The 25,767-nt window shown below is 69.5% G+C and carries 25 protein-coding genes and 1 tRNA gene; 10 read left to right on the top strand and 16 right to left on the bottom strand.

Annotation, left to right across the window (positions count from 1 at the left end):
* The first annotated feature begins 47 nt into the window (after positions 1-47).
* A tRNA-Ser gene (locus A3CE_RS0124820) sits at positions 48-134 on the top strand.
* On the opposite strand, the gene A3CE_RS0124815 is transcribed toward A3CE_RS0124820, so the two are convergent.
* Entirely contained in the window at positions 129-641 is a 513-nt protein-coding gene (locus tag A3CE_RS0124815) for a MarR family winged helix-turn-helix transcriptional regulator (protein ID WP_043792561.1), read from the bottom strand. The genes A3CE_RS0124820 and A3CE_RS0124815 overlap by 6 nt on opposite strands.
* A 506-nt stretch (positions 642-1,147) precedes the next feature.
* Between A3CE_RS0124815 and ypfJ the strand changes: the two genes are divergently transcribed.
* The gene (ypfJ, locus tag A3CE_RS0124810; RefSeq protein WP_020642819.1) at positions 1,148-2,074 is read left to right on the top strand and encodes a KPN_02809 family neutral zinc metallopeptidase; all 927 of its coding nucleotides are present in this window, start codon (positions 1,148-1,150) and stop codon (positions 2,072-2,074) included.
* A gap of 52 nt (positions 2,075-2,126) precedes the next feature.
* Here ypfJ and A3CE_RS0124805 read toward each other — a convergent pair whose 3' ends face one another.
* Positions 2,127-3,659: a M28 family metallopeptidase gene (locus A3CE_RS0124805; protein WP_020642818.1), complete on the bottom strand. Its 1,533-nt coding sequence runs from the start codon at positions 3,657-3,659 to the stop codon at positions 2,127-2,129.
* 82 nt (positions 3,660-3,741) lie between these two features.
* Between A3CE_RS0124805 and A3CE_RS0124800 the strand changes: the two genes are divergently transcribed.
* On the top strand, positions 3,742-4,728 hold the full coding sequence (locus A3CE_RS0124800) for an NAD(P)H-quinone oxidoreductase (RefSeq protein ID WP_020642817.1): 987 nt from the start codon (positions 3,742-3,744) through the stop codon (positions 4,726-4,728).
* Here A3CE_RS0124800 and A3CE_RS0124795 read toward each other — a convergent pair.
* A complete protein-coding gene (locus tag A3CE_RS0124795) occupies positions 4,725-5,924 on the bottom strand; it encodes a cysteine desulfurase-like protein (protein WP_020642816.1) in 1,200 nt (399 codons plus the stop codon). The two genes, A3CE_RS0124800 and A3CE_RS0124795, sit on opposite strands and share 4 nt — an antisense overlap.
* A 134-nt stretch (positions 5,925-6,058) precedes the next feature.
* On the opposite strand from A3CE_RS0124795, the gene A3CE_RS0124790 reads away from it, so the two are divergent.
* On the top strand, positions 6,059-6,628 hold the full coding sequence (locus tag A3CE_RS0124790) for a bacterial proteasome activator family protein (protein ID WP_020642815.1): 570 nt from the start codon (positions 6,059-6,061) through the stop codon (positions 6,626-6,628).
* Positions 6,629-6,850: 222 nt separating this feature from the next.
* On the opposite strand, the gene A3CE_RS0124785 is transcribed toward A3CE_RS0124790, so the two are convergent.
* Positions 6,851-7,996: an epoxide hydrolase family protein gene (locus A3CE_RS0124785; RefSeq protein ID WP_020642814.1), complete on the bottom strand. Its 1,146-nt coding sequence runs from the start codon at positions 7,994-7,996 to the stop codon at positions 6,851-6,853.
* A 42-nt stretch (positions 7,997-8,038) separates the two neighbouring features.
* Positions 8,039-9,277, bottom strand: a complete 1,239-nt coding sequence (locus A3CE_RS0124780; RefSeq protein ID WP_020642813.1) for a polysaccharide pyruvyl transferase family protein — start codon at positions 9,275-9,277, stop codon at positions 8,039-8,041.
* Between the two features lie 117 nt (positions 9,278-9,394).
* Between A3CE_RS0124780 and wzm the strand changes: the two genes are divergently transcribed.
* Genes wzm through glfT1 form a run of 3 tightly spaced genes read left to right on the top strand, consistent with a single transcriptional unit; the run spans position 9,395 to position 12,078 of the window.
* A complete protein-coding gene (gene wzm, locus A3CE_RS0124775) occupies positions 9,395-10,348 on the top strand; it encodes a galactan export ABC transporter permease subunit Wzm/RfbD (protein ID WP_020642812.1) in 954 nt (317 codons plus the stop codon).
* Positions 10,349-10,354: 6 nt separating this feature from the next.
* Positions 10,355-11,170: a galactan export ABC transporter ATP-binding subunit Wzt/RfbE gene (gene wzt / locus A3CE_RS0124770; RefSeq protein ID WP_020642811.1), complete on the top strand. Its 816-nt coding sequence runs from the start codon at positions 10,355-10,357 to the stop codon at positions 11,168-11,170.
* The gene (glfT1, locus tag A3CE_RS0124765) at positions 11,170-12,078 is read left to right on the top strand and encodes a galactofuranosyltransferase GlfT1 (protein WP_020642810.1); all 909 of its coding nucleotides are present in this window, start codon (positions 11,170-11,172) and stop codon (positions 12,076-12,078) included. Before wzt ends, glfT1 begins: the two co-directional genes overlap by 1 nt.
* Positions 12,079-12,124: 46 nt before the next feature.
* On the opposite strand, the gene A3CE_RS0124760 is transcribed toward glfT1, so the two are convergent.
* The 4 genes from A3CE_RS0124760 to A3CE_RS0124745 form a co-directional block, all read right to left on the bottom strand.
* On the bottom strand, positions 12,125-13,618 hold the full coding sequence (locus A3CE_RS0124760; protein ID WP_020642809.1) for a hypothetical protein: 1,494 nt from the start codon (positions 13,616-13,618) through the stop codon (positions 12,125-12,127).
* Positions 13,619-13,629: 11 nt separating this feature from the next.
* Positions 13,630-14,208 (bottom strand): DUF3558 family protein, encoded by a 579-nt coding sequence (locus A3CE_RS0124755; RefSeq protein ID WP_020642808.1) that lies wholly within the window; start codon positions 14,206-14,208, stop codon positions 13,630-13,632.
* A gap of 3 nt (positions 14,209-14,211) precedes the next feature.
* Positions 14,212-14,655 carry a hypothetical protein gene (locus tag A3CE_RS0124750; protein ID WP_020642807.1) on the bottom strand — a complete coding sequence of 148 codons (444 nt, stop codon included), beginning with the start codon at positions 14,653-14,655 and terminating at the stop codon, positions 14,212-14,214.
* A 129-nt stretch (positions 14,656-14,784) separates the two neighbouring features.
* Complete coding sequence (locus tag A3CE_RS0124745) at positions 14,785-15,552, bottom strand: ESX secretion-associated protein EspG (protein WP_020642806.1); 768 nt, start codon at positions 15,550-15,552, stop codon at positions 14,785-14,787.
* 161 nt (positions 15,553-15,713) lie between these two features.
* Here A3CE_RS0124745 and A3CE_RS0124740 point away from each other — a divergent pair, with 161 nt between their 5' ends.
* On the top strand, positions 15,714-15,959 hold the full coding sequence (locus A3CE_RS0124740; protein ID WP_020642805.1) for a hypothetical protein: 246 nt from the start codon (positions 15,714-15,716) through the stop codon (positions 15,957-15,959).
* 53 nt (positions 15,960-16,012) lie between these two features.
* On the opposite strand, the gene A3CE_RS0124735 is transcribed toward A3CE_RS0124740, so the two are convergent.
* Both A3CE_RS0124735 and A3CE_RS0124730 read right to left on the bottom strand, forming a co-directional pair.
* Entirely contained in the window at positions 16,013-17,932 is a 1,920-nt protein-coding gene (locus A3CE_RS0124735) for a glycosyltransferase (protein ID WP_020642804.1), read from the bottom strand.
* Between the two features lie 7 nt (positions 17,933-17,939).
* Positions 17,940-18,407 carry a GtrA family protein gene (locus tag A3CE_RS0124730; protein ID WP_026468822.1) on the bottom strand — a complete coding sequence of 156 codons (468 nt, stop codon included), beginning with the start codon at positions 18,405-18,407 and terminating at the stop codon, positions 17,940-17,942.
* A 125-nt stretch (positions 18,408-18,532) separates the two neighbouring features.
* Here A3CE_RS0124730 and dprE1 point away from each other — a divergent pair, with 125 nt between their 5' ends.
* Together dprE1 and dprE2 are read left to right on the top strand one after the other, a co-directional pair.
* A complete protein-coding gene (dprE1, locus tag A3CE_RS0124725) occupies positions 18,533-19,906 on the top strand; it encodes a decaprenylphosphoryl-beta-D-ribose oxidase (protein ID WP_020642802.1) in 1,374 nt (457 codons plus the stop codon).
* Positions 19,903-20,658, top strand: coding sequence for a decaprenylphospho-beta-D-erythro-pentofuranosid-2-ulose 2-reductase (dprE2, locus tag A3CE_RS0124720; protein WP_020642801.1), 756 nt, complete (start codon positions 19,903-19,905; stop codon positions 20,656-20,658). The genes dprE1 and dprE2 overlap by 4 nt, the downstream gene beginning before the upstream one ends.
* A gap of 95 nt (positions 20,659-20,753) precedes the next feature.
* On the opposite strand, the gene A3CE_RS0124715 is transcribed toward dprE2, so the two are convergent.
* The 5 genes from A3CE_RS0124715 to glf form a co-directional block, all read right to left on the bottom strand.
* Positions 20,754-22,271, bottom strand: a complete 1,518-nt coding sequence (locus tag A3CE_RS0124715) for a hypothetical protein (RefSeq protein WP_020642800.1) — start codon at positions 22,269-22,271, stop codon at positions 20,754-20,756.
* 83 nt (positions 22,272-22,354) lie between these two features.
* Positions 22,355-22,927 (bottom strand): hypothetical protein, encoded by a 573-nt coding sequence (locus A3CE_RS0124710; protein WP_026468821.1) that lies wholly within the window; start codon positions 22,925-22,927, stop codon positions 22,355-22,357.
* A 107-nt stretch (positions 22,928-23,034) separates the two neighbouring features.
* The gene (locus A3CE_RS0124705; protein WP_020642799.1) at positions 23,035-24,009 is read right to left on the bottom strand and encodes a decaprenyl-phosphate phosphoribosyltransferase; all 975 of its coding nucleotides are present in this window, start codon (positions 24,007-24,009) and stop codon (positions 23,035-23,037) included.
* The gene (locus A3CE_RS0124700; RefSeq protein ID WP_020642798.1) at positions 24,006-24,524 is read right to left on the bottom strand and encodes a phosphatase PAP2 family protein; all 519 of its coding nucleotides are present in this window, start codon (positions 24,522-24,524) and stop codon (positions 24,006-24,008) included. Before A3CE_RS0124700 ends, A3CE_RS0124705 begins: the two co-directional genes overlap by 4 nt.
* On the bottom strand, positions 24,517-25,740 hold the full coding sequence (glf, locus tag A3CE_RS0124695) for a UDP-galactopyranose mutase (protein ID WP_020642797.1): 1,224 nt from the start codon (positions 25,738-25,740) through the stop codon (positions 24,517-24,519). Before glf ends, A3CE_RS0124700 begins: the two co-directional genes overlap by 8 nt.
* Positions 25,741-25,767 lie beyond the last annotated feature (27 nt).

Genomic DNA, 25,767 nt, shown 5'->3' with positions numbered 1-25,767 from the left:
GGCACGCCCCGGGTTGCCCGGGACCGTCGGCTACCCTCGTGGAGCGAGGTAGCGTGTCCGAGCGGCCGAAGGAACATGTCTTGAAAACATGCGAGGGGGCAACCTCTCCGTGGGTTCGAATCCCACCGCTACCGCTCTGAGAACCCGGGCGCGGCCGCGCCCGGGTTCAGCTTTTCGGCCTCCGACAGGTGGTCCAGCACGCGCTCGAACGCCGCGGCGATCGTCGCCTGCTCCTCGGGGCTCAACAGATCGATGAGGTGCTCGCGCACGCCTTCCACGTGGGTCGGCGCCGCCGTCGTCAGCAGCGTCTGCCCGTCGGCGGTCAGCTCCGTGATCACCCCGCGCTTGTCGTCGGAGTCGCGGGCCCGGCGGACCAGGCCCGCCGCCTCCAGCCGGCCGACCTGGTGCGAAAGCTTGCTCTTCGTCGATCCCATGTAGACCGCCAGCTCCGACATCCGCATCCGGTGGCCGGGCGAGCTTTCCAAGCAGACGAGCACTTCGTAATCGGTCAGCGACACTTCGTGGCGGTCGGACAGCTCGCGGTGCAGCCGCTGCCGCAGCAGGAGGGTCGCCACGATGTAGGAGCGCCACGCCGCCATCTCGGCTTCGTTCAACCACCGCACAGGTCGCTCCTCGGTCATAAGGCAGCGTAGAACGTTGATCAAGGGACCGCGCGGTCCGAGTCCGATCCGGGTGCCGGTGAAAACACCGTCGCAACATCGCCCGAAGGTGGGGTTACGAAAAGGTTGAGACTCGGCCGGGAAAGGCGCATTCTGCTTGTGGCGGACGGTCGGCCAGGGTAAACGGCGCGACGACGGCGACGTGCCGGCCCGGCTCCACGCCAGGAGAGGTCAGGTGGTTGTGTGACGGGTGATTCTCGCGGTTGACCGCCAGCTGCGTCCCCACGACCGGCACGGAAATCTACCGATTCGGTCGTGATTGCGAACAGCATCAGAGCGGGTTTCCATGCGTTCACGCATACGGCGTCGGTCGGGCCTGGATCCGGTCACGGCCTCGGAAGCCGTGACGACAGCGCCTGAACGCCGGCCCCGGAAGCGGCCAGCCGCTCAGCAAAGACATACCTCGGTACAAGCCTGGGTGCGCCCGTCAGCGCGACGGCCGCACCCAGGCTCGTTACGATTCCCGGGTGAGATTCGACGACGACGCCGGCCTGGACGCCTCCGAGGTCCAGGACCTGCGCGGAAGCGGTGGTGGCGGCGGGATCGGCGGCCGCGTGGCGCTCGGCGGCGGTGGACTCGGCGTCGTCGGGCTGATCATCTACTTCGTCCTCTCCCAGCTCGGCGGGGTCAGCGTGCCGGGCGGGAGCGGCCTGAGCGGCGGGCTCGGCAGCGTCGGGTCCGGTCAGCAGGTCGACAACTCCAAGCTCGCCAGTGAGTGCAAGACCGGCGCGGACGCCAACAAGAACCACGACTGCGCCATCGTCGCGATCGTCAACTCCGTCCAGGACTACTGGACGCAGCAGTTCGCGCGCTCCGGCACGACCTACCAGAAGGCGCCGACCAAGTTCTTCAACGGTGGCGTGCGCACCGGCTGCGGCAGCGCCACCTCCGACACCGGCCCGTTCTACTGCCCGGCCGACTCCGACGTCTACATCGACCTCTCCTTCTTCGACGAGCTGAAGACCCGCTTCGGCGCGCAGGGCGGTCTCTTCACCGAGGCGTACGTGCTCGCCCATGAGTACGGCCACCACGTGCAGAACCTCCTCGGCACGTCGAAGAAGGGCACCGGCACCGGTCCGACGTCCGGTTCGGTGCGCCTCGAGCTGCAGGCCGACTGCTACGCCGGCGTCTGGGCCAACCACGCCTCGACGACGCCGACCGAGAGCGGCAAGCCGCTGATCACCGACGTCACCCAGGACGACATCGCCTCCGCGCTGGACACCGCGTCCCGCATCGGCGACGACTACATCCAGGAGAAGCTCGGCGGCGGCCAGGTCGACCGCTCGAAGTTCACCCACGGCACGTCCGCGCAGCGCAAGAAGTGGTTCACCACCGGCTTCCAGACCGGCGAACCGCCCCGCTGCGACACCTTCGGCACGAACAACCTGGGCTAGACGCATGACGAAGGGGCCGTCCCGGCAGCGGGCCGGCCCCTTCGGTCTGTCATCAGGCAGTCAGCGCGTGCGGGTCACCGGCCACGGCGCGGGCGGAGAAGTTCCGCTGCGCACCGCGCTCGGCGGCCTTCTGCTTGGCCGCCTTGGCCTTGCCGGGCTGGACGCCGTTGACGCTCTCGGTACTCGTCGCGTAGACGCCGAGGGCCCAGGCGACGCCGTCCGCGTTGCGGTCCAGCGCGACCCGGTCGATGTTGCCCAGGTTGTCACAGGCCTGGTGGTAGCACGGGTCGAACGCGACGCCGGCCGTGCCGCCCCACTTCGCCGCCTGCGCCGGGGTCTTCAGCACCTCGGCGCCGGTGTCCAGGCCGCCGGCCGGGATGCCGACGGCGATGAACTCGCCGTAGTCCGAGCGCCCGGTGAAGTCGGTGCCCTCGAGGGACACGCCCCGCGCGGCCTGCATGAAGTCGACGAAGGTCTTCTCGATCTGCGCCGAGCCGTAGGGGCCGGCGCCCGCGCCGACACCGTCGGAGTTGTCGCCGTCGTAGGCGAAGTACCCGGCGTTGGGCGAGCCGATCATGTCGAAGTTCAGGTACAGCGCGATGTCGAGCTGCTGCTCGAAGGTCAGCTGGTCGACGTAGTGGGTCGAGCCGATCAGGCCGAACTCCTCCGCGCTCCAGAAGCCGAAGCGGACGCCGTTGTTGATCTTCGGGCTGCTCCCCAGCTGCAGCGCGGTCTCGAGCAGGGTCGCCGAGCCGGTGCCGTTGTCGTTGATGCCCGGGCCCGCCGGGACGCTGTCGAGGTGCGACCCGAGCATCACGACGTTGTCCTTGCGCCCGGTCTTGGTCTCGGCGATGACGTTGTAGCTGGTCCGCGCTTCCTGGAAGGCGCGCAGCTCGAGCGTCACGTTCTGCCCGCCGAGCGTGGCCAGCTGCGCCCCCGCGGCCGCCGTCACGCCCCCGGTCGGGATCTTCGCGTTCTCCGGGCCGCCGAGTGTCCCGTTCAGGGCGCCGTCGGCGTTGTTGTAGACGATCGCGCCGACCGCCCCCACGGCCGCGGCGGTCTGCTGCTTCTGCGCGAACGAGCAGCCGCCGCGCTTGATCAGCGCGATCTTGCCCGCGACGTCCGCGGTGTAGTCGGTGGCCTCGCAGCCGCTGGTGGCGTCGACGGCGACCACGGAGAGCGGCGCGGTGATGCCGCCGACCGGCGTCGAAACCGTGTACTCCATGGCGATGACCGGGACGTTCGCGCCGCCCGCGGTCAGCTTCTCGGCCAGGGTTTGCGAATAGGTGAACGGGAACTCTTGGCGCGTCACCTGGAAGCCGGCCGCCTCGAGCTTGGTCGCGATGTACTCGGCGGACTTCTTGTGGCCCTCGGTGCTCGCCGCCCGGGTGCCGCCGTTGGTGTCGGCGATGCGCTGGAGGGCGATCAGGTGCCGGTTGACACCGTTGACGTCGACCTTCTTGACGAGCTGCTTCGCCAGGGCGGGGACGGTCGTCGCGGCGGCGGCCGGGGTGAGGCCGAGCACCAGCGTCGCGCCGGCGGCCAGAGCCACCGGCGGGAGGAATCTCTTGCGGAAGAGTGACATGGTTGCTCACCTTTGTTCCGAATGAGAACTTCGTCAATGCGTCATTCGGCGGGAGATTCACTCACCGGTATACAGTCGACACATGTACGCGATCACCATCCGTGAACCAGGTGACCCGGACGTTCTCGAGTGGGCGGAAGTCGCGGACCCGCGTCCCGGCCCCGGCGAAGTGCTGCTGGACGTCGCGGCGAGCGCGGTGAACCGTGCGGATCTGCTGCAACGCCAGGGCCACTACCCGCCGCCGCCCGGAGCCAGCGAAACCCTCGGCCTGGAGTGTTCCGGCACGATCGCCGAACTCGGCGAGGGCTTGGAAGACACTGCAGGCTGGAAAGTCGGCGACGAAGTCTGCGCGCTGCTCTCCGGCGGTGGCTACGCGGAGAAGGCCGTTGTCCCGGCCGGGCAGCTGCTGCCGGTGCCGGCCGAGATCGACCTGCTCACCGCGGCCGCGCTGCCCGAGGTGGCCTGCACGGTGTGGGCGAACGTCGTGATGCACGCGAAGCTCGCCGAAGGCGAGGTGCTGCTGGTCCACGGCGGCGCCGGCGGGATCGGCACGCACGCCATCCAGGTCGGGAAGGCGCTCGGCGCCACCGTCGCCGTCACCGCGGGCTCGGCCGACCGGCTCGAGAGCTGCCGCCAGCTCGGCGCCGACGTCACGATCAACTACAAGGAAGACGACTTCGTCAAGGTGCTCCGCGAGGAGACCGGCGGCGCGAACGTCATCCTCGACAACATGGGCGCGTCCTACCTGGGCCGCAACGTCGACGCGCTGCAGCAGGACGGCCGGCTCGTCATCATCGGCATGCAGGGCGGGGTCAAGGGTGAGCTGAACGTCGGCACGCTGCTCGGCAAGCGGGCCAGCGTGTTCGCCGCGGGCCTGCGGTTCCGCCCGCCGGCCCAGAAGGCGGCGATCGTCGCCGACGTCCGCGAGCGCCTGTGGCCGCTGGTCGAGCAGGGCTCGGTCAAGCCGATCGTCGGCCAGGTCGTGCCGATGGCCGAAGCCGCGTCCGCGCACCGGATCCTGGAAGAGGGCAGTGTGTTCGGCAAGGTCCTGCTGGCGGCGAAGTCTTAGCGGAGTTCGTCGAGAACCCGCACGAGCTGGTTGATCTCGAAGACGTTGGAGTAGTGGGCGAGCCCGATCCGCACGGCGCCGCCCACTTCTCCGACACCCAGTGACGCGAAGACACCGCTCGTGCCGTCATCGGCGAAGGCGCACAGCCCTTGCGTCGCCAGGTACTCGGCGACCTCGGGCGCCTTCTTGCCGGCGACGGCGAAGGCCAGCGCGGGGATGCGGCGCATGGCGTTGCCGATGACCATGATGTGGCGCAGCGACAGCAGTTCCGTCGACAGCTGCGCGAGCAGCCCGGCGTGGTACGACTTCGCGGAGCCGAGCGAGGTGACCAGGCGTTCACGCCGCGAGCCGCTGGCGGCGTCGTCGAGGCCCGCGAGGTAGTCGATCGACGCGATCAGCCCGGCCAGCAGCGGGTAGGCGTGCGGGCCGAGCTCCAGACGCGCGGCACCACGGGCCATCGGGTCGAGCGACGCCGGCTGGATCCGCTCGATCAGCTCGGGGTCGCGGAAGACCAGGGCGCCCACCGAGGGACCGCCCCAGGCCTGCGCGGACACGACCATGACGTCGGCACCGAGGGCGTTGATGTCCAGCGGCAGGAACGGCGCGGCGTAGGTGGCGTCGACGACGACGAGCGCGCCGACCCGCTTGGCGAACTCGATGATCGTCGGCACGTCCGGCCGGGTCCCGACGGAACCGGACGCGAGCGTGACCGCGACGGCCTTGGTGCGCGCCGACACGAGCTGCTCGTACTGCCACGCGGGCAGCTCGCAGGTCTCGATGTCGATCTCGCCCCAGCGCACGACGGCGCCGACGCGCTTCGCGGCGCGCTGCCACGGCGCCAGGTTGGCCTGCTCGTCGAGCCTCGACACGACGAGCTCGTCGCCGATGGTCCAGCGCTCGGCGAGCGCGTCGACGAGCCGGCGCAGCATCACCGGCGCGCTCGGCCCGAGCACGACGGCAGCCGGGTCGGCCCCGACCAGGTCGGCCACGGCCCGGCGGGCCGCGGTCACGATGCTTTCCGCACGTTGTGAGGCCGGAAACGCTCCGCCCGGCCCGGACACCGGTGCGCGCATCGCCGTGGAAACGGCCGAAGCGACCTGTTCCGGTACCAGCATTCCGGGGAGGCCGTCGAAGTGAATCCAGCCGTCACCCAGCGCGGGAAAGAGCCCACGGATACGAGCGACGTCGAACGCCATGGGGACACCGTACGGACGTGCGGTTTCGCCGTGCGTCCGGGGTTGGGTGGAGAGCCACCGGGAACCCGCGAAGCCGCTACGCTCGGAGACGGACACCCCGTGGGTGTCGCGGAGCGTGTCGAACGCAAGCCAGGATGGAGCACATGACCGAGCCGAACTTCACAGCGGGTGACCCGGGCCAGGAATCTTCACCCCACGTGGTGGTCGTCGGACCGGACGGCACGCCGGTGGACGCGGCGCCGCTGCCCGCGGACGACCACCCCGAATCGGTCGGCGACCTCGTCGAGGAGCCGGCGAAGGTGATGCGGATCGGCACGATGATCAAGCAGCTCCTCGAGGAGGTCCGCGCGGCCCCGCTGGACGACGCGTCCCGCACGCGGGTGCGCGAGATCCACCAGACGTCGATCCGCGAGCTGGAGAAGGCACTGGCCCCGGAGCTGCAGGACGAGCTGGAGCGGCTGGTCCACCCGTTCACCGACGACTCGACGCCGTCGGACGCGGAGCTGCGGATCGCCCAGGCCCAGCTGGTGGGCTGGCTGGAGGGCCTGTTCAGCGGAATCCAGACGGCCCTGTTCGCCCAGCAGATGGCGGCCCGCGTCCAGCTCGAGCAGATGCGGCGGGGGCTGCCCGCCGGTTCTTCGGGTGTGGCCGGGCACGGGCATGACCACGGGCCGGGGATTTCGGGGACGGGCCAGTACCTCTGAGGTGCGCCGCGGGGTTGTCCACAGACTGAGGGACATGTGGACAACCCCTGTGGACAACTCGCTTTGCCGCGGGTTCCGTCCGGGGGCGCCGATAGACTGGACTTGGGGACGCCCCCCAGGGAGGGCGGGGGAAGTTTCGGGACGGGCGCCGCGTCGAGCGGCTGCAGGCGGTGGCGGCCCGCCCCAGGAAAGTCCCCCGCACCCCGCGAGGCCAGGCTGTTCTCAGCCCAGTGAGCTGAAGAACGCCCGGATGTCGCCGATCAGTGCGTCCGGTTCCTCCAGGGCCGGGAAATGGCCGCCGGTCGGGAACTCCGTCCAACGGACGATCTTGTCCGTTCGCTCCGCCAATGCCCGGATCGGCAGGCCGATGTCGTCCGGGAAGACCGCGACCGCCGTCGGCACCGTGTTCGGCGGGAGTGGCGCGCCCCAGCCGCCCGTGAAGGCCGTGTACGACCGCGCCGACGAGTTCGCCGTCTCCGTGAACCAGTAGATCGATACGTCCGCCAGGAGGTCGTCGCGGTCGATGAGGTCCTCCCCCGCGTTCGAGAACGACCTGAACTTCTCCGCGATCCAGGCCAGCTGGCCTGCCGGGGAGTCGTGGAGCCCGTACGCCAGCGTCTGCGGCTTCGTCGACTGGATCATCGCGTAGCCGATGCCCTCGCGAGAGAACTTCGTGCTCTTCTCCAGTGAGCGCCTTCCCTTGTCGATCTCTTCGAGACCCTCGAGGTCGGCTTCGCCCCGTACGACCGCCGACGGCAGCATCGTCACGTGGATGCCCAGCAGCCGCTCCGGGAACCGCACCGCCAGCTCGCGGGAGATGATCGCGCCCCAGTCGCCGCCGTGGGCGCCGAAACGGGGGTAGCCCAGGCGGGTCATCAGCTCCGCGAACGCGCGCGCGATGCGGTCCTGGTCCCAGTCCGGCTCCAGTGTCGGGCCCGAGAAGCCGTAGCCGGGGATCGACGGGACCACCACGTGCAGGGCGTCCGCCGGGTCGCCGCCATACGCGCGGGGGTCCGTCAGCGGACCGATGACGTCCAGGAACTCGACGATCGACCCCGGCCAGCCGTGCGTGAGCAGCACCGGCGTCGCTTCCGGCTCGGGTGAGGTCACGTGCAGGAAGTGCACGTTCGTGCCGTCGATCGTGATCGTGAACTGCGGGAACGCGTTGATTCGCTCCTCCTGCGCCCGCCAGTCGAAGCCCATCCGCCAGTACTCGGCCAGCTCACGTACGTAGTCGACCGGCGCGCCGAGCCGCCAGCCCGCGCCGGCGGGCTGGTCCGGCCAGCGGGTGTTCGCCAGCCGCGTGCGGAGGTCGTCGATTCCGGCCTGCGGGACGTCGATGCGGAACGGGGTGATTTCCGAAGTCATGTCCCGACGGTAGAACCCATCGCGGACAGGATCGGTCCTCGATCAGCCGAGAATTCGCCTCGACCAGCGCCGCCTCAGGGACTCCGGCCGTGGCTCGGGCGTCGCGTCGGGCTGCTGCCGGCGCTCGACGGGGGCGTAGACGGTCCGCGCCACGTCCACCTTCGCCTTCCGCAGCCGCTCGAGGACGTCGGGCGCATAGCCGCCGGCCGTGGGCCGGTCCGGCACCTGGCCGAGGTCTTCCAGCACCGTCCAGTTGGAGCCCAGCGCGGCCAGCGAGCGGTGCTTCGTCGCGTAGTAATCCGGGTTCACCGACACCGCGACCCCGGACGCTCCCGCGGCCGCGGCCAGCATGTGCACGTGGAACCGGGTGGAGATCCAGGTCTGCCGGGGGTTGGCCGGCAGGCCGTGCGCCCAGATGTGGGAGAACGGGTAGAACCGGGCACCGGGCAGCTCGCGCTCCAGCAAGGCGAACACCTCGCGGTCGACGCGCGGCACGCCCTCGACGACGCCGATGCGCTCCGGCGGCACCTTCCACGCTCGCAGCATCGACAGCACCGCGCCGGCCAGCTTGCCGATGCCGACCTCGACGAGGTCCGACTGCAGGCAGAGCATGACCTCGGGCTGGTCGTCGGCCGTCTCGTAGCGGTGCGGGCCGATGCCGAGGAACGCGTCGTCGATCCCGGGCTGCACGTCCACGAGCGCCGCCGAAGCTTCGTCCCGGACCTCGACGACCTCGAAGTGGTCGAGCACGCTCAGCAGGAGGGGGGCGACGTCGTCGCAGGCCGGCACGAGACCGTGCCCGGTCATCGCGGCCCGGCCACCCGACCTTTCCACCGCCGCGGCGGCCCCGGCGAAGAGACCGATCTGCTTGGGCCACAGCTTGTTGATGTAGCCGCCACCGACGACGTGCACGACGTCGGCCGTCGCGAGCAGCTCGATCCCGCCGTGCAGGCGAGGCATCATGCCGGGGTTGTGCACCGCTTCGCGCACCCAGGCCGCCGCCTGCCACGGATCCTCCGACGGCGCTTCCCAGCACAACCGCCACAGCGTGTCCGTGAACTTGGCCCGGGGGTGGATGCCGTCGAGCAGGACCGCCGCCGGCCCGGGGGAATGCGTGTCCACCCAGACGTCGGCGTCCGGCGCGGTTTCGGCCAGCTCGCGGAGCCAGCTCGCCGCGATGAGTTCGTCCCCGTAGTTGGGGTGCCCCACCGGAGCCACCACGTAGTACAGAGCACGCTGGGCCGACTTCGGCGTCGAAGTCTCACTGTGGGCAACCACCATGCGCGGAATCGTACGGCGTGACGGACTGTAACCCAGGTCACCTTGGCACTAACCGCGGCGACGGGTTGCGGGCGGGGTGGCCAGGCCGGTGGCAGGCACATCGGTACCCTCGTTCACGTGCATGCCACCAGCACGGTTCAGGCCGCGGAATCACCCGTAGCGACGTCGGCACCGCCGACGTCGGACAGCAAGACGTTCGCGCGTGCCTTCGCCGACATCAAGACCGGTTTCGGCGCCCGCGAGCTGTGGGGTCACCTCGGCTGGCAGGACATCAAGCAGCGCTACCGCCGCTCGGTGATCGGGCCCTTCTGGATCACGATCAGCCAGGCCGTCATCGCGCTCGGGCTCGGGCTGCTGTACTCGCAGCTGTTCAACACCCCGATCCAGGTGTTCCTGCCCTACCTGTCCACCGGCTTCATCCTGTGGGGTTTCATCAGCGGCTGCCTCGCCGAAGGCATGGAGACGTTCATCGCGAACGAGGGGCTGATCAAGCAGCTCCCGGCGCCACTGAGCGTGTACATGCTGCGCACGGTGTGGCGGCAGACGCTGCTGCTGGCGCACAACATGATCGTCTACGTCGCGGTGCTGGCGATCTTCTTCACCGCGTTGAACCACCAGTACTCACTGGGCAACCAGACCGGTCTTTGCGGCGGGCCCGCGTACTGCCACCCCGGCCTCAGCTGGACCATGTTGCTGGCCATCCCGGGCTTCGCGCTGCTCGCGCTGAACGCGGGCTGGGTGACCCTGCTGCTGGGCATCATCTCGACCCGGTTCCGCGACATCCCGCAGGTGATCAACTCGCTGATCCAGCTGCTGTTCTACGGCACGCCGATCGTCTGGCCGGTGGACCAGCTCCTCGCGGGCGGCGCCCGCGCGAACGCCTCCTGGGCCTTGCCGATCATCCAGCTGAACCCGCTGTACCACTTCATGCAGGTGGTCCGGGCGCCGCTGCTCGGGCAGTCGTTCACGCCCGGCAACTGGATCGTGGTCGGCTCCATCACCGTCATCGGCTGGGCACTCGCGCTCATCGCGATGCGCAACTACCGTGCCCGCGTCTCCTACTGGGTGTGACACAACATGGTCAGCATTGACGTCCACAACGCCTTCGTCGACTTCCCGATCTTCGACGCGAAGACCCGGTCGATGAAGAAGAAGGTCCTCGGCAAGGTCGGCGGAAAGATCGGCACCGACACCAAGGTCCCGATCATCGAAGCCCTGCACGACGTGACCCTCAACCTCCGCGAAGGTGACCGGGTCGGCCTCGTCGGCCACAACGGCGCCGGCAAGTCCACGCTGCTGCGGCTGCTCGCCGGCATCTACGAGCCCACCCGCGGCTCCGCGCGGATCGAAGGCAAGATCGCGCCGGTGTTCGACCTCGGCGTCGGCATGGACCCGGAGATCTCCGGGCAGGAGAACATCATCATCCGCGGCCTCTTCCTCGGCATGACCGCCAAGGAGATGGAGAAGCGCGTCGACGACATCGCGGAGTTCACCGAGCTCGGCGACTACCTGCAGATGCCGCTGCGGACGTACTCGACGGGTATGCGCGTGCGGCTGGCGCTGGGTGTCGTCACCTCGATCGACCCCGAGATCCTGATCCTCGACGAGGGCATCGGCGCGGTCGACGCGGCGTTCCTCAACAAGGCCCGCGACCGGCTCAAGGACCTGGTGAAGCGCTCCGGCATCCTGGTTTTCGCCAGCCACGCCGACGAGTTCCTGTTCGAGCTGTGCGACTCCGCCCTCTGGATGGACGAAGGCCACATCAAGCAACGAGGATCGCTGCGGGACGTCCTCACCGGATACAAGGGCCGCGACCCGTTCGCGGACATGAGCAAGGAAACGCTGCAGCGCCTCGGCATCGAGCCGGTGGCGACGACGAACGGCGGGGAATGATGTCCAGCGAGACCCGGCAGCTGCCCGACGGCGCGGTCGTCGGCGTGGTCGTCACGCGGCACCGGCGCGAGCTGCTCGCGGACTCGCTGAAGGTCATCGCGGCCCAGACCCGGCCGGTCGACCACCTGGTCGTGGTGGACAACGGGCCGGACGACTCGGCCCGCGAAGTCGTCGGGAACTACCCGCTGCCGCACACGTACCTGCCGTCGCACCGGAACCTCGGCGGCGCCGGCGGGTTCGCGCTGGGCATGCTGCACGCGCTGTCGCTGGGCGCGGACTGGGTCTGGCTGGCCGACGACGACGGGCGTCCGGCCGACGAGAACGTCCTCGCCATCCTGCTCGAGGAAGCGGAAAAGCGGGGCCTGGCGGAGATTTCGCCGGTGGTGTCCAACATCGACGCGCCCGACAAGCTGGCGTTCCCGCTGCGCCGCGGCCTGACCTGGAAGCGGTCGCAGTCCGAGCTGGGCGTGGACTTCCTGCCGGGCATCGCGTCCCTGATGAACGGCGCACTCTTCCGGGCGTCCACTTTGGACGTCGTCGGGGTGCCGGACCTGCGCCTGTTCTTCCGCGGCGACGAGGTCGAGCTGCACCGGCGGCTGGTCCGCTCGGGACTGCCGTTCGGCACGTCGCTGAAGACGAAGTACCTGCACCCGGACGGCTCGGACGAGTTCAAGCCCATGCTGGGCGGCAAGTTCCACGCGCAGGACCCGGAGAACGAGGTCAAGCGCTACTACACCTACCGCAACCGCGGCTACCTGCTGTCCCAGCCGGGCATGCGGAAGATCGGCGCGCTGGAGATCGTCCGCTTCGGACTGTACTTCGTGGGCGTGAAGCGGGACCCGAAGGCGTTCCTGCAGTGGCTGAAGCTGGTGCGCCAGGGCCGCGCGGAGAAGTTCTACCGCTACTAGGTTTCCCGCGAAAAGGGCCCCCGCACCGCGGGGGCCCTTTCTCGTCTTACTCGCCGATGACCGGCGGAGCGGTCCGCAGGTCGGTGCCGAAGACCTCGTCGGGGTCGCCCTCGACCAGGTACGTCGGACGCGAGTGCTCGGTGTCCTCGTCGCCTTCGCCCTTCTGGCCACGGGCCATGCCGCCGCCGGGGCCCATGCCACCGCGGCCACCCGCGCCACCGGAACCGAGGCCACCCATGCCGCGGCCGGCGGCAGATTCTGCCGCGCCGATGCCGCCCGGCCGGGCCGCGCCCGACGCGGCACCCGCGCCCGTGGCGTTGCCCGCGCCCGAGCCGCCGGGGCCGAAACCGCCGCCACCACCGCGGCCGCTGCCCCCGCCGACCTTGGAGTTGTAGGCCTCGTCGCCGCCGAAGTTGGTCATGCCGCCCATGGGCATCGGGCTCATCGGCGGCATGCCGCCGAGGGACTGGTTCGGGTTCGACGATCCCCCGCCCTGAATCGAGCCGGGCGTGAAACTGGACGGCGTGGTGCCGGACGGCACCAACCCCGCCCCGGTGGTCGAGCCGGGACCGGAGAAGTGCGCCGCGGCCCCCGAGCCGAGGGGGCCACCACCACCCTGCAGGAAGCCCTGGGTACTGGCACCCCCACCCGGGAGGTTCACCGAGGAGCCGGGGTTGTTCGCGCCGGACGGGAGGTTGATGCCGTTCTTGTCCCCGCCGCCGTTGGGATCGCCGGTGCCCCCACCGGTGCTGAAGCTCGGCGGCGGCGCGAAGGCGGGCTGCTTCGACGCGGCCTCATAGAGGCTCTTGTCGTAGGTCGACATGACGCTCGCGGCCTCGTCGTGCGCCGCCTGGCTGTCCTTCTGCTTCTGGAGGGACTTGTCGACGTTGTCGGCCAGGTTGAGCGGGTTCGACGTCACCCAGCCCTTGAACTCGTCGGTCCAGCTGAACGGGATCGGCGCCGGCATGGAGTTCTTCGCCGTGGACGCGGCCTGCCCCTGCTCGTAGATCGTCTCCGAGGCCAGCTTCGCGTTCTGGGCGTTCGCGTCCGACCACTTGCTCAGGCTGGTGAAGTACTGCTGCGCGTTCTCGGCCGCGCTGCCTTCCCACGTGCCCTTGGAGGAGTTGACCGCGGTGGTCATCGTCTTCGAGAACTTGTCGAAGACCTCGTGGACGCCGTGGTAGGCGCGCGAAACGTTGGAGACCTGGTCGACGCTCAGGTTGTTGTCCAGGAACGCCTTCAGCTGCGTGTGTTCGTTGCCCTTGTAGTCCGCGTTGGGCGCGTGCAGGCCTTGGACGTAGTCGACGTCGCGGCCCGTGGTGGCGGCCTTGACGTTCTTGTCGCCGATCTGCTGGTCCTGGTTCTCCGCGCCCCACCGCGCGAAGGCCTGCTTGATGTACCCGAACAGCCCGCTGTCGGGCCCGAAGCCCTCCTCGTTGGCCTTTCGCATGAGGTAGTCGTGGCGGTCCGGCGGCGACATGGCCTCGATTTTTTCCACCGGCAGGTCGGGAGTCGGCGGCAGCTTTCCCGGTGTGGTCATCAGAACTCCCCTTACCCCTTGGGCAGCTTCGGCTCGACGCTCTTGCCGGCCACGTCTCCGGCGAGCTGGCAGGCCTTGTCGACGGTGCTGACGGCGGTCACGGTCACATCCACCCGCGCCTTGTCCCCCACACCGAGAGCGACGACGCAGCCGGTCGGTGCCGGGCTCGGCGCAACCTTCGCCTTACGCCCGTTCACCTGCTTGTCCTGCACGCCGGCGCCGGTGTCGTTGGTCTGGTCGAGCCCGGCGTTGTCACGGATGACGACACTGACGACCAGGCCCTCTTCACTCGCCGTTTCGGTCTTCTTCTGATAGGTGCAGGTCCGCGCGTCCGAAGCGTTCTCCTCGATGGCGTCCTTGAAGGAACCGTAGCCACTGAGATCGGAAGCGGCGAGGACAGTGCAGGGTTGAAGCGAAGTGGTGGAGGCCTGTCCGGCGCCGGACGAACTCGACGTCTCCGGGGCGGACGACGGGGCGGACGACGGAGTTCCGGCAGGCGAAGCCATGCCGGTCTGGGTGCTCGTGCACCCGGCGAGCAGGAACCCGCCGGCGACGACAGGCAGGACAGCGCGCGCGAGAAGTTTCATCATTTCCTAGTGCTTGGCTTTCAGGTGGTCGAGAGCGGTGTTCTCGGACTCCGAGTACTTCGCCGCGGCCTCCCCGAGCGCTTTGTCCGCTTGCTGGGCCACCACCATGAGCTGGTTGAGCACCACGCCCGCGGACCCCTCGGCGTCCGCGGCACCCTTGTGGTCGTGCGCCGCGACGGTGTGGCCGTACGGGTGGTTCCCCAGCTTGGGCGCCTGGTTCAGGTTCGCGACCTTGTTGCTGAGGAGCCCAAGGTCGTCGATCAGTTCCTTCAGCGCCTTGCGGATCGGTTCGACGCCTTCCGGACTGATCCTGAAGCCACCGCTGCTCGCCGCGGCGACCAGCTTCTGCGTTTCCGCGGTGACGCTCTGCACCGCCTCTTTCATGGCTCCGGACGAGAGCGGGTTGACGATGTCCGACATCGATCCGCCACCGCCATCGGCAATCAGCATCGCTGTTCCACCCCGAATCACTTCACCCGTACGCGTGCACCCGGGAGTCTACTAGCCGGGCACCCTCCGCCACGGCCGTTCACCGATCTTCACCTGGGACGCAGCCCCGCCGCCGGTGGTTCCCGAGGCTCAGAACCGGCCTTCGAGCTGGGCGTACAGCTGCTGGGCCAGGCGCGCGTTGTCGGCCGGGGCGTAGGTGATCCAGCGCTGGCCGTCCGCGGCCGCCCGTGAGGACATCAGCCAGCGGCCGGACGGGGTGTCGAACCAGGCCAGCGGGGGGAACGCGCCGCCGCGGGTCTGGGCCGTGAACTGGCCGATGCGCTTCTTCGGCTCCTGGAAGACGCGCTCGATCATCCTCAGCTGAGGGCCGCCGGCCCCGCCGCTGTGCGAGCGCGGGCCGGTGACGCCGGCGAACGGGTCGTACGCGTCGTCGCGGCGCTGGTGGCGGGGCTGTTCCGCGGGGCGCGTGATGGTGACCGACTGGCCCGGCGCGGCCGGGGTGAGCGGGAGCAGGTCGACGATCGCCGGGACGATGCCGGTCGGGCGGACCTCCTCGAAGACGATCAGGTTGTCCTGCTGCCGGGCGAGCACCGCGAACTGGCCGTCGGAGGCGACCCGGGCGAACAGGTGCCGGTCGCCGAGCTCCGCGGCCGCGTTGATCGTCACACTGCCCCGGACGAAGGTGGCCAGCGCCAGCTCGGCGTCCGGGTCGAGGCGGCCGCGGCTCCACAGCCCGCGGCCGGTCAGGTCGCGGACGACGGCGTCGCGGATCATCGCGCGCTGCTCGACGGTCGTGCCGACGTGCGGGACCTCGAACGGCGTCGGCGCGCGGCCGAGCCCGAGCTGCTCGAGCAGGATGTCCACCGCCGCCAGTGACAGCGAGAACGAGTGCGGCATTCGCTTCCAACCCCCCGCGGATGAGTCCGGCCTTCGCCGAAAACGGTAGTCCACCCGGCCGCTGTGGCAACCGGGGCTCCGCCACCCGGAGCCCCCGAAAAACAGCTAGGCCCTCAGCGAACCCACTTGCCGGGCAAGATCGCCGCTGGTCCGATGGACGCATGGCTGACCCGAAACCCGCACTCGTGCTGCACCTGGCGACCGGCGGCGAGCCGCTGCTGTTCGCGCTGACCACCGAAGAATCCGGGAAGCTGGCGGGCAAGCTCGCCCAGCTCGTCAAGGCGGGCGCCGTCGAGACGGTGACCACCAAGGACCACTCCGAGGTCGCGATCAACTTCGCCCACGTCGCCGCCGCCTACCTCGACGACCTCACGCGGAAGACCACGGTGTTCGGCATGCACGGCTGACACGGCGAAGGCCGCCTCACGACGAATGTGAGACGGCCTTCGGCGAAGAAACCTCAGAGCTTGTACAGGCGCTTCCAGTTCTCGCGCGAGGTGAGCTCGGGCATGGCGCGCTTGTACTGCTCCTGCACCGCCGCGCCTTCCTTGCGCAGCCGCTGGATGACCCGCGCGCCCTGCTTGGCCAGCGCGAACATCTTCACCCGGTCGTACGACCGGACGCGGACGCCTTCCTGGCTGGCGTCGGTGACCACCGCGGTGTCGAACAGCGCGATGTGCCACCAGTTGGCCTCGTCGATCGGCACCGCGCCGAGCCCGAACCGGCTGCGGCCGAGCACCCGGTCGAGGACCCGCTTGATCAGCACCAGGCGCTGCATGCTGGGCCGCGGCGCGCTGTTGATGATGCCGATGTCGTTGGACGCGATGCCCGGGACGTCGGTGGCCTTGTGGCGCTTGGTCTCCGGGTAGGCGTCGCGGATGCGGCGGATCTCCTTCATCGCCTCGACGCCGCCGTCACGCAGGACCTCCGGGCCCTGCAGGAAGTCCTCGACGGCCTTGATCAGCGTCGCCGACAGCCCGTACTGCATGCCCAGCAGGTAGCGGATCAGCTGCGCGATCAGGACCCGCGAAAGCAGGTTGAGGTTGAACGGCGAGTGCAGCGCGGCGGTGATGATCGAGTTGCGCAGGTTGAAGTACCGGTGCCACTCGTCCCAGTCCTTCATGTGGAAGTCCGCGTGCCACACGCCGGCACCCGGCAGGGTGACGGTCGGGAAGCCGTGCGCGCGGGCCCGGTAGGAGTACTCGGCGTCGTCCCACTGGAAGAAGAACGGCAGCGGGTAGCCGGTGGCCTGGACGACCTCGTAGGGGATCAGGCAGGACCACCAGCCGTTGTAGCCGGCGTCGAGACGGCGCTCCTGGCGATTCGGCTTCAGCGTCTCCTCGTCCACGCCGAGCAGGTCGGCGGTGGACAGCGAGTGCTCGACCGGCTGACCGGGTTCCAGCGTGTTGAGCCGGGCGTACTCGGCGCCGACGTGCAGCTGGTTCGGGTGGAACAGGTTCAGCATCTGGCCGCCGACGATGATCGGGTTGGCGGCGCGGTTGGAGAACGCCGTCATCCGGATCACCAGGTCCGGCTCGAGCAGGACGTCGTCGTCCATGAACAGGACGTTCGCGTGCTCGGTCGCGGTGTGCCCGGCCACCTCGAAGAGGCCGCGGGTGAAGCCGCCGGCGCCGCCGAGGTTGGGCTGCTTGATGTAGTGCAGCTTGTCGGCGAGGTCCTTGGCGACCTGCTCGAAGCCTTCGCGGGACTCGACGAGGTCGGTGCCCTGGTCGGCGACGTAGATCGCGTCCAGGGTCTCCAGCGACGAGACGTCCGCGGCGAGGGCCTGCAGGTTCTTCAGGCAGTCGTCGGCGCGGTTCATCGTGCAGATGGTCACCGCGGTCGGGCGGATCTTCTCCGGAGCTTCGACCGTCCAGCGGACCTGCTCGACGCGCAGCGTCTGGCCGCCCTCGGTCTCGAGGTCGAGCCAGAGCGCGCCGCCGTCGTAGAACTTGTCCAGCTTGCCGGTCAGCGCCACCTTGACCTGCTTGGCGTCGGTGACCTGCTCGGCGGCGACGACGCGGGGCTCGCCCTCGACGTCCGAAGCGCCCATGGACAGCAGGCCGGTGCCGGTGACGACGGCCTCGACCGAGACTTCGGTCACCGTCGTCCACCGCTGCCAGTAGCTGGCCGGGAACCGGCCGAAGTACGTGTTGCCCGACACCTTGGAGGCCGGCTCGACGGTGATCGCCGCACGTTCCCGCACGGCCGAGCCCCACTCGAGCTCGGCGTACAGGTCCTTGCTGACGATCGGGGCCGGGCCGGCGTAGAGCCCGCGCTGCGCCGTCAGGCGACCCTGCGGAGTGTGCTCGGTGAACCGCGTCTCGGCGGCCGCGCCGGCTGTCTGGGTCGGCGCCGGGGTGGCTGTTTTACCGGGCATTGGTTCCTCAGTTCTCCTCAGTCGACGGTTCGCGGAAGACGACCCACTTCAGCATCACGAAATTGATCACGGTGGCGGTGGCCTGCGACACGGCCCAGCACAGCGTGTGCTGCCACGCCGACTCCGGCAGCACCTGCAGCATGAGCTGGTTCACCCCGACCGCGACGAAGAACGTCACGGTGTAGAGCAGGACGAACGAGCCGACCTGCGCCTTCCCGTCGCGGCGCCCGCCGGCGAAGGTGAACTTCCGGTTCAGGAAGAACGCCGTGGTCGTGCCCACGATGAAACTGATAGCGCGAGCGATGTCGACCCACGGTGAAGCGGCCATCCCGGCCAGCTGGGTCAGCAGCGTGTAGGTGCCCAGGTCGATCAGGGCGCAGAAGCCCCCGATCAGGGCGAAGCGGATGAGCTGGCCCACCAGTCCTGGAGTGGACTGAGCAGCCGCTGTGTCGGCTTGCGGATCGGTCGCCACCACTGCATTACCTCATTGCCTGAGTCATGGTCACCCGCGCGGGCGCTTGTGCCTTGATGCGCAAAGTGTAGAAGCGGGCACTTCAGGGTCACGTCTCGGGCGTCGTTCGGCGTGGCTACCCTGGTCGGGTGACCCATGCATCCGAGACACAGCGTCGCACGCTCACCGGCTGGGGACGCACCGCACCGACCGTCGCCGACGTCCTGTCCACCCCGGACGTCGAGGTCATCGCGCGGGCCGTCGCCCAGGCGGGTGCACGCGGCGTCATCGCGCGTGGCCTCGGCCGCTCCTACGGCGACCCGGCGCAGAACGCGGGCGGCCTGGTCGTGGACATGACCGCGCTGGACCGGATCCACTCGATCGACCCCGGCTCGGGCGTCGTCGACCTGGACGCCGGGGTCAGCCTCGACAAGCTGATGCGCGAGGCGCTGCCGTACGGCCTGTGGGTCCCGGTGCTGCCGGGCACCCGCCAGGTGACGATCGGCGGCGCGATCGCGAACGACATCCACGGCAAGAACCACCACAGCGCGGGCAGCTTCGGCAACCACGTCGTGTCGATGGATCTGCTGACCGCGGACGGCCAGGTGCGCACGCTGACGCCGGAGGGCCAGGACGCCGAGCTGTTCTGGGCGACCGTGGCCGGCATCGGGCTGACCGGGATCATCGTCCGGGCGAAGGTCCGGATGAAGAAGACCGAGACCGCGTACTTCATCGTGGACGCCGATCGCACGGCGAACCTGGACGAGACGCTCGGCCTGTTCACCGACGGCTCGGACCTGACCTACGACTACTCGATGTCGGTGCCGGACCTGATCTCGTCGGACCACCGGCTCGGCCGGGCGACGTTCTCGCGCGGCTCGCTCGCGAAGCTGGACGAGCTGCCGCCGAAGCTGCGGTCCGAGCCCCTGAAGTTCGACGCGCCGCAGCTGGCGACGCTGCCGGACGTCTTCCCGAACGGGCTGGGCAACAAGCTCACCTTCGGGCTGATCAACGAGCTGTGGCAGAAGACGGTGCCGAAGAGGGGCGCCCGGGGCAAGATCCAGAACCTGACGCAGTTCTACCACCCGCTCGACATGCTGAGCGAGTGGAACCGCGCCTACGGCTCCAAGGGCTTCCTGCAGTACCAGTTCTCCGTCCCGTTCGGCGCGGAGGACCAGCTCAAGGCGATCTGCCGGCGGATCGCGACGTCGGGCCACTACTCGTTCCTGAACGTGCTGAAGCGGATGGGCGAGGCCAACCCGGCGCCCATGTCGTGGCCGGCGCCGGGCTGGATGCTCAGCGTGGACTTCCCGGTCAAGCGCGGCTTGAGCCGGTTCTGCCTGGAGCTCGACGAGGCCGTGCTGGCCGCGGGCGGGCGGCTGTACACCGCGAAGGACTCGCGTACGTCGCCCGAGACGTTCGCGAAGATGTACCCGCGGCTCGAAGAATGGCGCAAGGTGCGCGCTTCCATCGACCCCGAAGGCGTTTTCGCCTCTGACATGAGCCGGAGGCTCGAACTGTGATCGACGCGGTGGGCAACCCCCAATCCCTTCTTCTGCTCGGCGGCACGTCCGACATCGCGTTGGCGATCGCCGAGAAGTACCTGGCCGAGAAGCCGCTGCGGGTCGTGCTGGCCGCCCGGCCGTCGCCGCGGCTCGACGCGGCCGCCCAGCGCCTGAAGGACAAGGGCGCCGAGGTGTCCACTGTGGACTTCGACGCCACGGACACGGCGTCGCACCCCGGTGTGCTGGCCAAGGCGTTCGAAGGCGGCGACATCGACGTCGCGGTCGTGGCGTTCGGCCTGCTCGGTGACCCGGAAGAGGTCTGGCAGGACCACGCGAAGGCCGTCGAGCTGGCGACCGTGAACTACACCGCCGCGGTGTCGGTGGGAGTCGCGCTGTCGGAGAAGCTCAAGGTGCAGGGCCACGGCACGGTGATCGCGCTGTCGTCGGTGGCCGGCGAGCGCGTCCGGCGGTCCAACTTCGTCTACGGCTCGACCAAGGCCGGTTTCGACGGCTTCTACCTGGGCCTCGGCGAGGCCCTCGCGCCGCACGGCGTGAAGGTGACCGTCGTCCGCCCGGGTCACGTCAAGACGAAGATGACCGCGGGCCTGAAGGACGCTCCGCTGGCGCAGACGGCCGAGCAGGTCGCGGAGATCGCCGTCACGGCCGCTCGCTCCGGCAAGGACCTGGTGTGGGCTCCGGCGCAGTTCCGCCTGGTGATGTCGGCGCTGCGGCACGTCCCGCGGCCGATCTTCCGCAAGCTCCCGATCTGAGTTTCAAGCTTCGCCGAAGGCCCGCACCGCGAGGGCCGGGTCTTCGGCGAAGAACTTCAGCACGCGGACCGTCTCCGTCCCGCCCAGCGCGTCCCTCAGCCGCCGGTGGCGTGGGCGGGCAGCAGGTACAGGTTCTGGCTGCCCATCCACGGCGAATCGATGTGCCAGCTCGCCAGTGCCGCCGGCGGCGGTGCGCGGCGGGTCGTCGCCAGGACCAGGTCCGGGCTGAGCGGCGTCACGCTGTGGTCGAAGTTGTGGAAGTTGGCTTCCAGCAGCGCGCGGCCGACCTCGCCGCTGCGGCGCTTCGTCTCCGTGATCGCCGGGTCGACCGCGCCGCGGTCGGAGAACTCGTCGACCAGCTCGCAGTCGCACGCGTACGCCAGCGCGCCCACCTCGCCCGCCGTCTCGACCTTGCGGCCGTGGGCGATCGCCGCCAGCTGACGGCCGATTTCGCGGTACTCCGTCGTCGACGCGTGGTTGCTGGTGATCGGCGCGAACTGGCGGGGGATGCCCGGCAGCGCGTACACCGCGACGCTCGCCGCCAGCGCCAGGCCGGCCAGCGTCCACGTCCCGCGCCGCACCCGCTCCGGCACTGCTGACGCGTACGCGGCGAGGAAGATCGTCGCGCCGATGATGCTCGGCGCGTAGTACCAGTGGTACGGCGGCACGCCCAGCCGGCTGTAGGCCAGGTAGTGCAGGGCACCCGCTACGGCGAGCGCCGCGAACGGCGTCAGGCGGCGGGCGGTCTCCGAGCCGAGGCGGTACTGGACGATCCACACCACTCCCGCCAGGCCGGCGAGCAGCAGCGGCAGGAACGACAGCGCCGCCGCGGCCGGAAAGTTGCGCCAGTACAGCAGCGGGCCGTTGGTGAAGCCGAACGGTCCCCAGGACTGCTGGCTGATCTTGATGACCAGCGTGTCCGGCACCGCCGAGCCGAGCACCACCCAGCTGAACGCGAACCACGGCAGCGTCACCGCGAGCGCCGCGAACGCCGTCCGCCAGATGCCGTCCCAGAATTCGCGGCGGGCCGCGAACAGGACCGCCGCGATCAGCAGCAGGTCGATCCGGATGAGCGCGAGCAGCCCGATCACGACGCCGAGGCGGCCCGGCCGGCGCTCCCCCGCGTAGACCAGCGTCCACACGACGCCGGTGGCCCCGAGCGCCACCTCGAGCCCGATCGAGGACAGCAGCAGCGGGTTGACCAGCAGCAACGCGAACGTCAGCGGCGCGAACGCCGCCGGCAGGCCGGTGCGCTCGCCCAGGCGGCGCAGGCCCAGCACGAGCAGCACCTGCGCGGCGACGAACACGATCCCGGCGGCCGGCAAGGCGTCCCGGACGACGAACGTGACCGCCGCGAGGGCCAGGACGTTCAGCGGGGACGTCGCGGTGTTCGCCGTCCCCTGTTCGATCAGGCCCCAGTGGGCGTGGAAGGCGAGGTTCTTCGCGTAGGACAGCGTGATGTACGTGTCATCGATGAGATGGTGGCTGACCAGGGCGAACACCAGCACGGAGGCCGCCGCGGCCGCCGACGGGAGGACCCACGATCGGGCGACGGGCAGGGCCGCCGGCAGCGCACCGGCGGCCTTGGGGAGTTCTGCGGAGGCGCTTCGCATCCGAGCCACCGTACCCCGCTCGTGATGCTTCTGTGATCTGAGCGGGGTACGGGTGGCTCAGGACACATTCGGTCGGATGCCGGTCAGATGCCGTCGCCGGAATCGGAGTTGCCCGAGTTACCCGAACTGCCCGAGTGGCCGCCCCGGAAGCCCGGGCCGTGGCCGTTGAAACCCTGGTTGCCCTGGTTGCCGTTCGGGCCGTCGTACTGCCGGTGGATGGCCGGCCGGCCGCCGCGGTGGTCGGTGGCCGCCGCGATCCCGCCGACGATGCCCCCGCCGATCAGGACACCCAGCACGCCGACGCCGACCAGCTGGGTGGCGCGGTGCCCGGCGAACCGCCGGAACCCGCCGGGCTGCCGCCGAGCGGCCGGAGGCGAGCCCCAGGCGCCGTAGGCCTGGCCGGGGCCGGGCTGGGAGAGCTGCGGGGTGGGTGGCGGCTGCCGGCCGTGAGCAGCCGTCTGGTCCGCCGTAGAGGGCCCGTCGGCCGGGGAGGCGGGCCCGGCGGTCTCCGGCGCGTGTGGGGCAGCTGAGGCCTGGTCGGCGGCGGGAGCCGGAGTGGCAGCCGCCTCGGCCGTGGGCTGCACAGTCGTGGGCTGCTCGACGGTCGGTTGGTCGGTCCCCTCCGGGACCTTCTCCTCGCGCGGCTGGTCGTTCATGGTCGCTCCTGTGGTCACGGGGACGGGCGCACTGCCCGCCCCCACCACCTCAGGATGCGCCGCTCAGCTGTGGAAGACCTGAAGCGGACCTGTCGATCCGCCATGAGTCACAGGTAGAACGACAGGAACAGCGTGACGACCCAGGTCGCGCCCAGCACCTGCAGGATGCGGTCCTTGAGCGCGATCTCCTCCGGCTCGCCCGCGATGCCGCCGTCGACGTCCACCGCGTAGCGCAGCACCGCCACCAGGAACGGCACCATCGAGATGAGCGCCCACACCGAGTTGTGCTCGGTCTGGCGGATCTCGAACGCCCACAGGCAGTACGACATGATCAGGATCGCCGCCGACGTCGCCCAGACGAACCGCAGGTAGCTGGCCGAATACTTCTTCAGCGACGACCGGATCTTCGCGCCGGTGCGCTCGAACAGCATGATCTCCGCGTAGCGCTTCCCGGCCACCATGAACAGCGAGCCGAACGCCGTGACCAGCAGGAACCACTGCGAAAGCGCGATGCCGCCCGCGACACCGCCGGCGATGGACCGCATCAGGAAGCCCGAGCCGACGATGGCCAGGTCGACCACCGGCTGGTGCTTCAGGCCGAAGCAGTAGCCGAGCTGGACGGCCTCGTAGACGCCCAGCACCACGGCGAGCTGCCAGCTCGCCGCGAACGACACGCCGAGACCGGCCAGGAAGAACACGACCGCGGCGACGTACGCGACGGGGACCGGCACGATCCCGGCCGCGATCGGCCGGTTCCGCTTGGTCGGGTGGGCCCGGTCGGCCTCGACGTCGATGGCGTCGTTGATGAGGTAGACCGAGCTCGCCGTCAGCGAGAAAGCCACGAAGGCGATGATCGCGTCGATCAGGAGACCGGTGCGGTCGGTCGACTTCGAGAACGCGAAGAACGGGGCCGCGAAGACCAGGACGTTCTTCACCCACTGCCGCGGCCGCGCCGTCTTGATGACGCCGGCGACCAGGCCGAACGGGCTGCGTGCCGCTGTCTCCGGGGTCCCTGGTGTCTCGGGAGCCTCAGGAGTCACGGCCGTTTCATCACTGGGGCGCTGCTCGGTCGTTTCGCTCATGGGTTTCTCTTCAGCTTCCGTCGTATCAGTCCACCGACGAGCCCCCCGAGGGCCGCACCGGCCAGGACGTCTGTCGGATAGTGAACGCCGAGCACGAGCCGCGAGGCGAGCATCGGCGGTACCAGGGCGGGCACCAGGTTACGCCCGGTCAATCCGGAGTAGAGCACCGCCGCCGCCGTCGTGGACGTCGCGTGCGACGACGGGAAGCTCAGCTTGCTCGGCGTGCCGACCAGTACCTCCACGCTCGGGTGGTCCGGTCGGGGCCGCCTGACCACGCGTTTCACCGCGATCGACGCGGCGTGCGCACCCACGACACCGGCCGACGCGACCAGCCAGTCCTTGCGCCGCTTCTTGTCGACCACGGCACCGAGAAGGCCCAGGCCGAACCAGCCGATCGCGTGCTCACCGAAGTGGGACATGCCGCGAGCAGCCTTCACCGAAGCTTCACTCTTCAGAAACCCCTGGGCCTTCGCCAGGACCGCGACCTCGCCCGTCGGGCTGCCCTTCTCAAGCATCGAGGGACCCGTCGAGCGGCGCGCCGTCGGTCAGGTGCGGGGCGATCTTGTTGTCGAACGCCGAGAGCGCCGAGCCGATGGCCATGTGCATGTCGAGGTACTTGTACGTGCCGAGCCGGCCGCCGAACAGGACGTTCTTCTCGCGCGCCTCGGTCTTGGCCAGCTCGCGGTAGGCCTCGAGCTTCTCGCGGTTCTCCGGGGTGTTGATCGGGTAGTACGGCTCGTCGTCCTCGCCCGCGAAGCGGGAGTACTCGCGGAAGATGACCGTCTTGTCCTTGGGGTAGTCCCGCTCCGGGTGGAAGTGGCGGAACTCGATGATGCGGGTGAAGGGGACTTCCTGGTCGTTGTAGTTGACGACCGAGGTGCCCTGGAAGTCACCGGTCTCCGCGACCTCGGACTCGAAGTCCACGGTGCGCCAGGTGAACTTGCCCGCCGAGTAGCCGAAGTAGCGGTCCAGCGGCCCGGTGTAGACGGTCGGGGTGCCCGCCGGGATGTGCTCGCGCACGTCGAAGTAGTCGACGTTCAGCCGGATCTCGATGTTCTCGTGCTCGGCCATCTTCTCGAGCCACGCGGTGTACCCGTTGACGGGCAGGCCCTCGTAGGTGTCGTTGAAGTACCGGTTGTCGAAGTTGTACCGGACCGGCAGGCGCGTGATGATGTTCTCGCCCAGGTTCTTGGGGTCGTTCTCCCACTGCTTCGCGGTGTACCCGCGGATGAACGCCTCGTAGAGGGGCCGGCCGACCAGCGAGATCGCCTTCTCCTCGAGGTTCTGCGCGGCGCTGGTCTCGAACTCGGAGGACTGCTTCGCGATGAGCTCGCGGGCCTCGTCCGGGGTGTGCGACTTGCCGAAGAACTGGTTGATCAGCGCCAGGTTCATCGGGAACGAGTAGACCTGGTCCTTGACCCGCGCGAACACCCGGTGCTGGTAGTTGGTGAACTCGGTGAAGCGGTTCACGTACTCCCAGACGCGCTTGTTCGAGGTGTGGAACAGGTGCGCGCCGTACTTGTGCACCTCGATCCCGGTCTCCGGGTCGGGCTCCGAGTACGCGTTGCCGCCGAGGTGGCTGCGCCGCTCGAGGACGAGGACCTTCTTGCCCAGCTCGGTCGCGGCCCGTTCGGCGACGGTCAGGCCGAAGAAACCGGACCCGACGACGACGAGGTCGTAACCTGCGAAATCGTCTTCAGTAATCTGTGCGGGGTTCGTGTGCGCGCTCACGGGCGTCGAGGGTACGCAGGTCGGTCG

Source organism: Amycolatopsis balhimycina FH 1894 (genome assembly GCF_000384295.1).
Classification (GTDB): Bacteria; Actinomycetota; Actinomycetes; order Mycobacteriales; family Pseudonocardiaceae; genus Amycolatopsis; species Amycolatopsis balhimycina.
This window is presented reverse-complemented; position numbering and strand designations above follow the sequence as displayed.

What these genes read in the sequence shown, in the direction of transcription:
- A3CE_RS0124705 (WP_020642799.1), bottom strand. Translation starts at nt 24,009, where the DNA reads ATGAGCGAAACGACCGAGCAGCGCCCCAGTGATGAAACGGCCGTGACT.
- A3CE_RS0124755 (WP_020642808.1), bottom strand. Translation starts at nt 14,208, where the DNA reads ATGATGAAACTTCTCGCGCGCGCTGTCCTGCCTGTCGTCGCCGGCGGG.
- A3CE_RS0124780 (WP_020642813.1), bottom strand. Translation starts at nt 9,277, where the DNA reads ATGGTGGTTGCCCACAGTGAGACTTCGACGCCGAAGTCGGCCCAGCGT.
- A3CE_RS0124700 (WP_020642798.1), bottom strand. Translation starts at nt 24,524, where the DNA reads ATGCTTGAGAAGGGCAGCCCGACGGGCGAGGTCGCGGTCCTGGCGAAG.
- A3CE_RS0124795 (WP_020642816.1), bottom strand. Translation starts at nt 5,924, where the DNA reads ATGGCGTTCGACGTCGCTCGTATCCGTGGGCTCTTTCCCGCGCTGGGT.
- glfT1 (WP_020642810.1), top strand. Translation starts at nt 11,170, where the DNA reads ATGTCCAGCGAGACCCGGCAGCTGCCCGACGGCGCGGTCGTCGGCGTG.
- A3CE_RS0124750 (WP_020642807.1), bottom strand. Translation starts at nt 14,655, where the DNA reads ATGCTGATTGCCGATGGCGGTGGCGGATCGATGTCGGACATCGTCAAC.
- A3CE_RS0124715 (WP_020642800.1), bottom strand. Translation starts at nt 22,271, where the DNA reads ATGCGAAGCGCCTCCGCAGAACTCCCCAAGGCCGCCGGTGCGCTGCCG.
- A3CE_RS0124785 (WP_020642814.1), bottom strand. Translation starts at nt 7,996, where the DNA reads ATGACTTCGGAAATCACCCCGTTCCGCATCGACGTCCCGCAGGCCGGA.
- A3CE_RS0124790 (WP_020642815.1), top strand. Translation starts at nt 6,059, where the DNA reads ATGGAGCACATGACCGAGCCGAACTTCACAGCGGGTGACCCGGGCCAG.
- A3CE_RS0124800 (WP_020642817.1), top strand. Translation starts at nt 3,742, where the DNA reads ATGTACGCGATCACCATCCGTGAACCAGGTGACCCGGACGTTCTCGAG.
- A3CE_RS0124735 (WP_020642804.1), bottom strand. Translation starts at nt 17,932, where the DNA reads ATGCCCGGTAAAACAGCCACCCCGGCGCCGACCCAGACAGCCGGCGCG.
- A3CE_RS0124760 (WP_020642809.1), bottom strand. Translation starts at nt 13,618, where the DNA reads ATGACCACACCGGGAAAGCTGCCGCCGACTCCCGACCTGCCGGTGGAA.
- A3CE_RS0124805 (WP_020642818.1), bottom strand. Translation starts at nt 3,659, where the DNA reads ATGTCACTCTTCCGCAAGAGATTCCTCCCGCCGGTGGCTCTGGCCGCC.
- A3CE_RS0124710 (WP_026468821.1), bottom strand. Translation starts at nt 22,927, where the DNA reads ATGAACGACCAGCCGCGCGAGGAGAAGGTCCCGGAGGGGACCGACCAA.
- A3CE_RS0124745 (WP_020642806.1), bottom strand. Translation starts at nt 15,552, where the DNA reads ATGCCGCACTCGTTCTCGCTGTCACTGGCGGCGGTGGACATCCTGCTC.
- wzt (WP_020642811.1), top strand. Translation starts at nt 10,355, where the DNA reads ATGGTCAGCATTGACGTCCACAACGCCTTCGTCGACTTCCCGATCTTC.
- A3CE_RS0124740 (WP_020642805.1), top strand. Translation starts at nt 15,714, where the DNA reads ATGGCTGACCCGAAACCCGCACTCGTGCTGCACCTGGCGACCGGCGGC.
- A3CE_RS0124815 (WP_043792561.1), bottom strand. Translation starts at nt 641, where the DNA reads ATGACCGAGGAGCGACCTGTGCGGTGGTTGAACGAAGCCGAGATGGCG.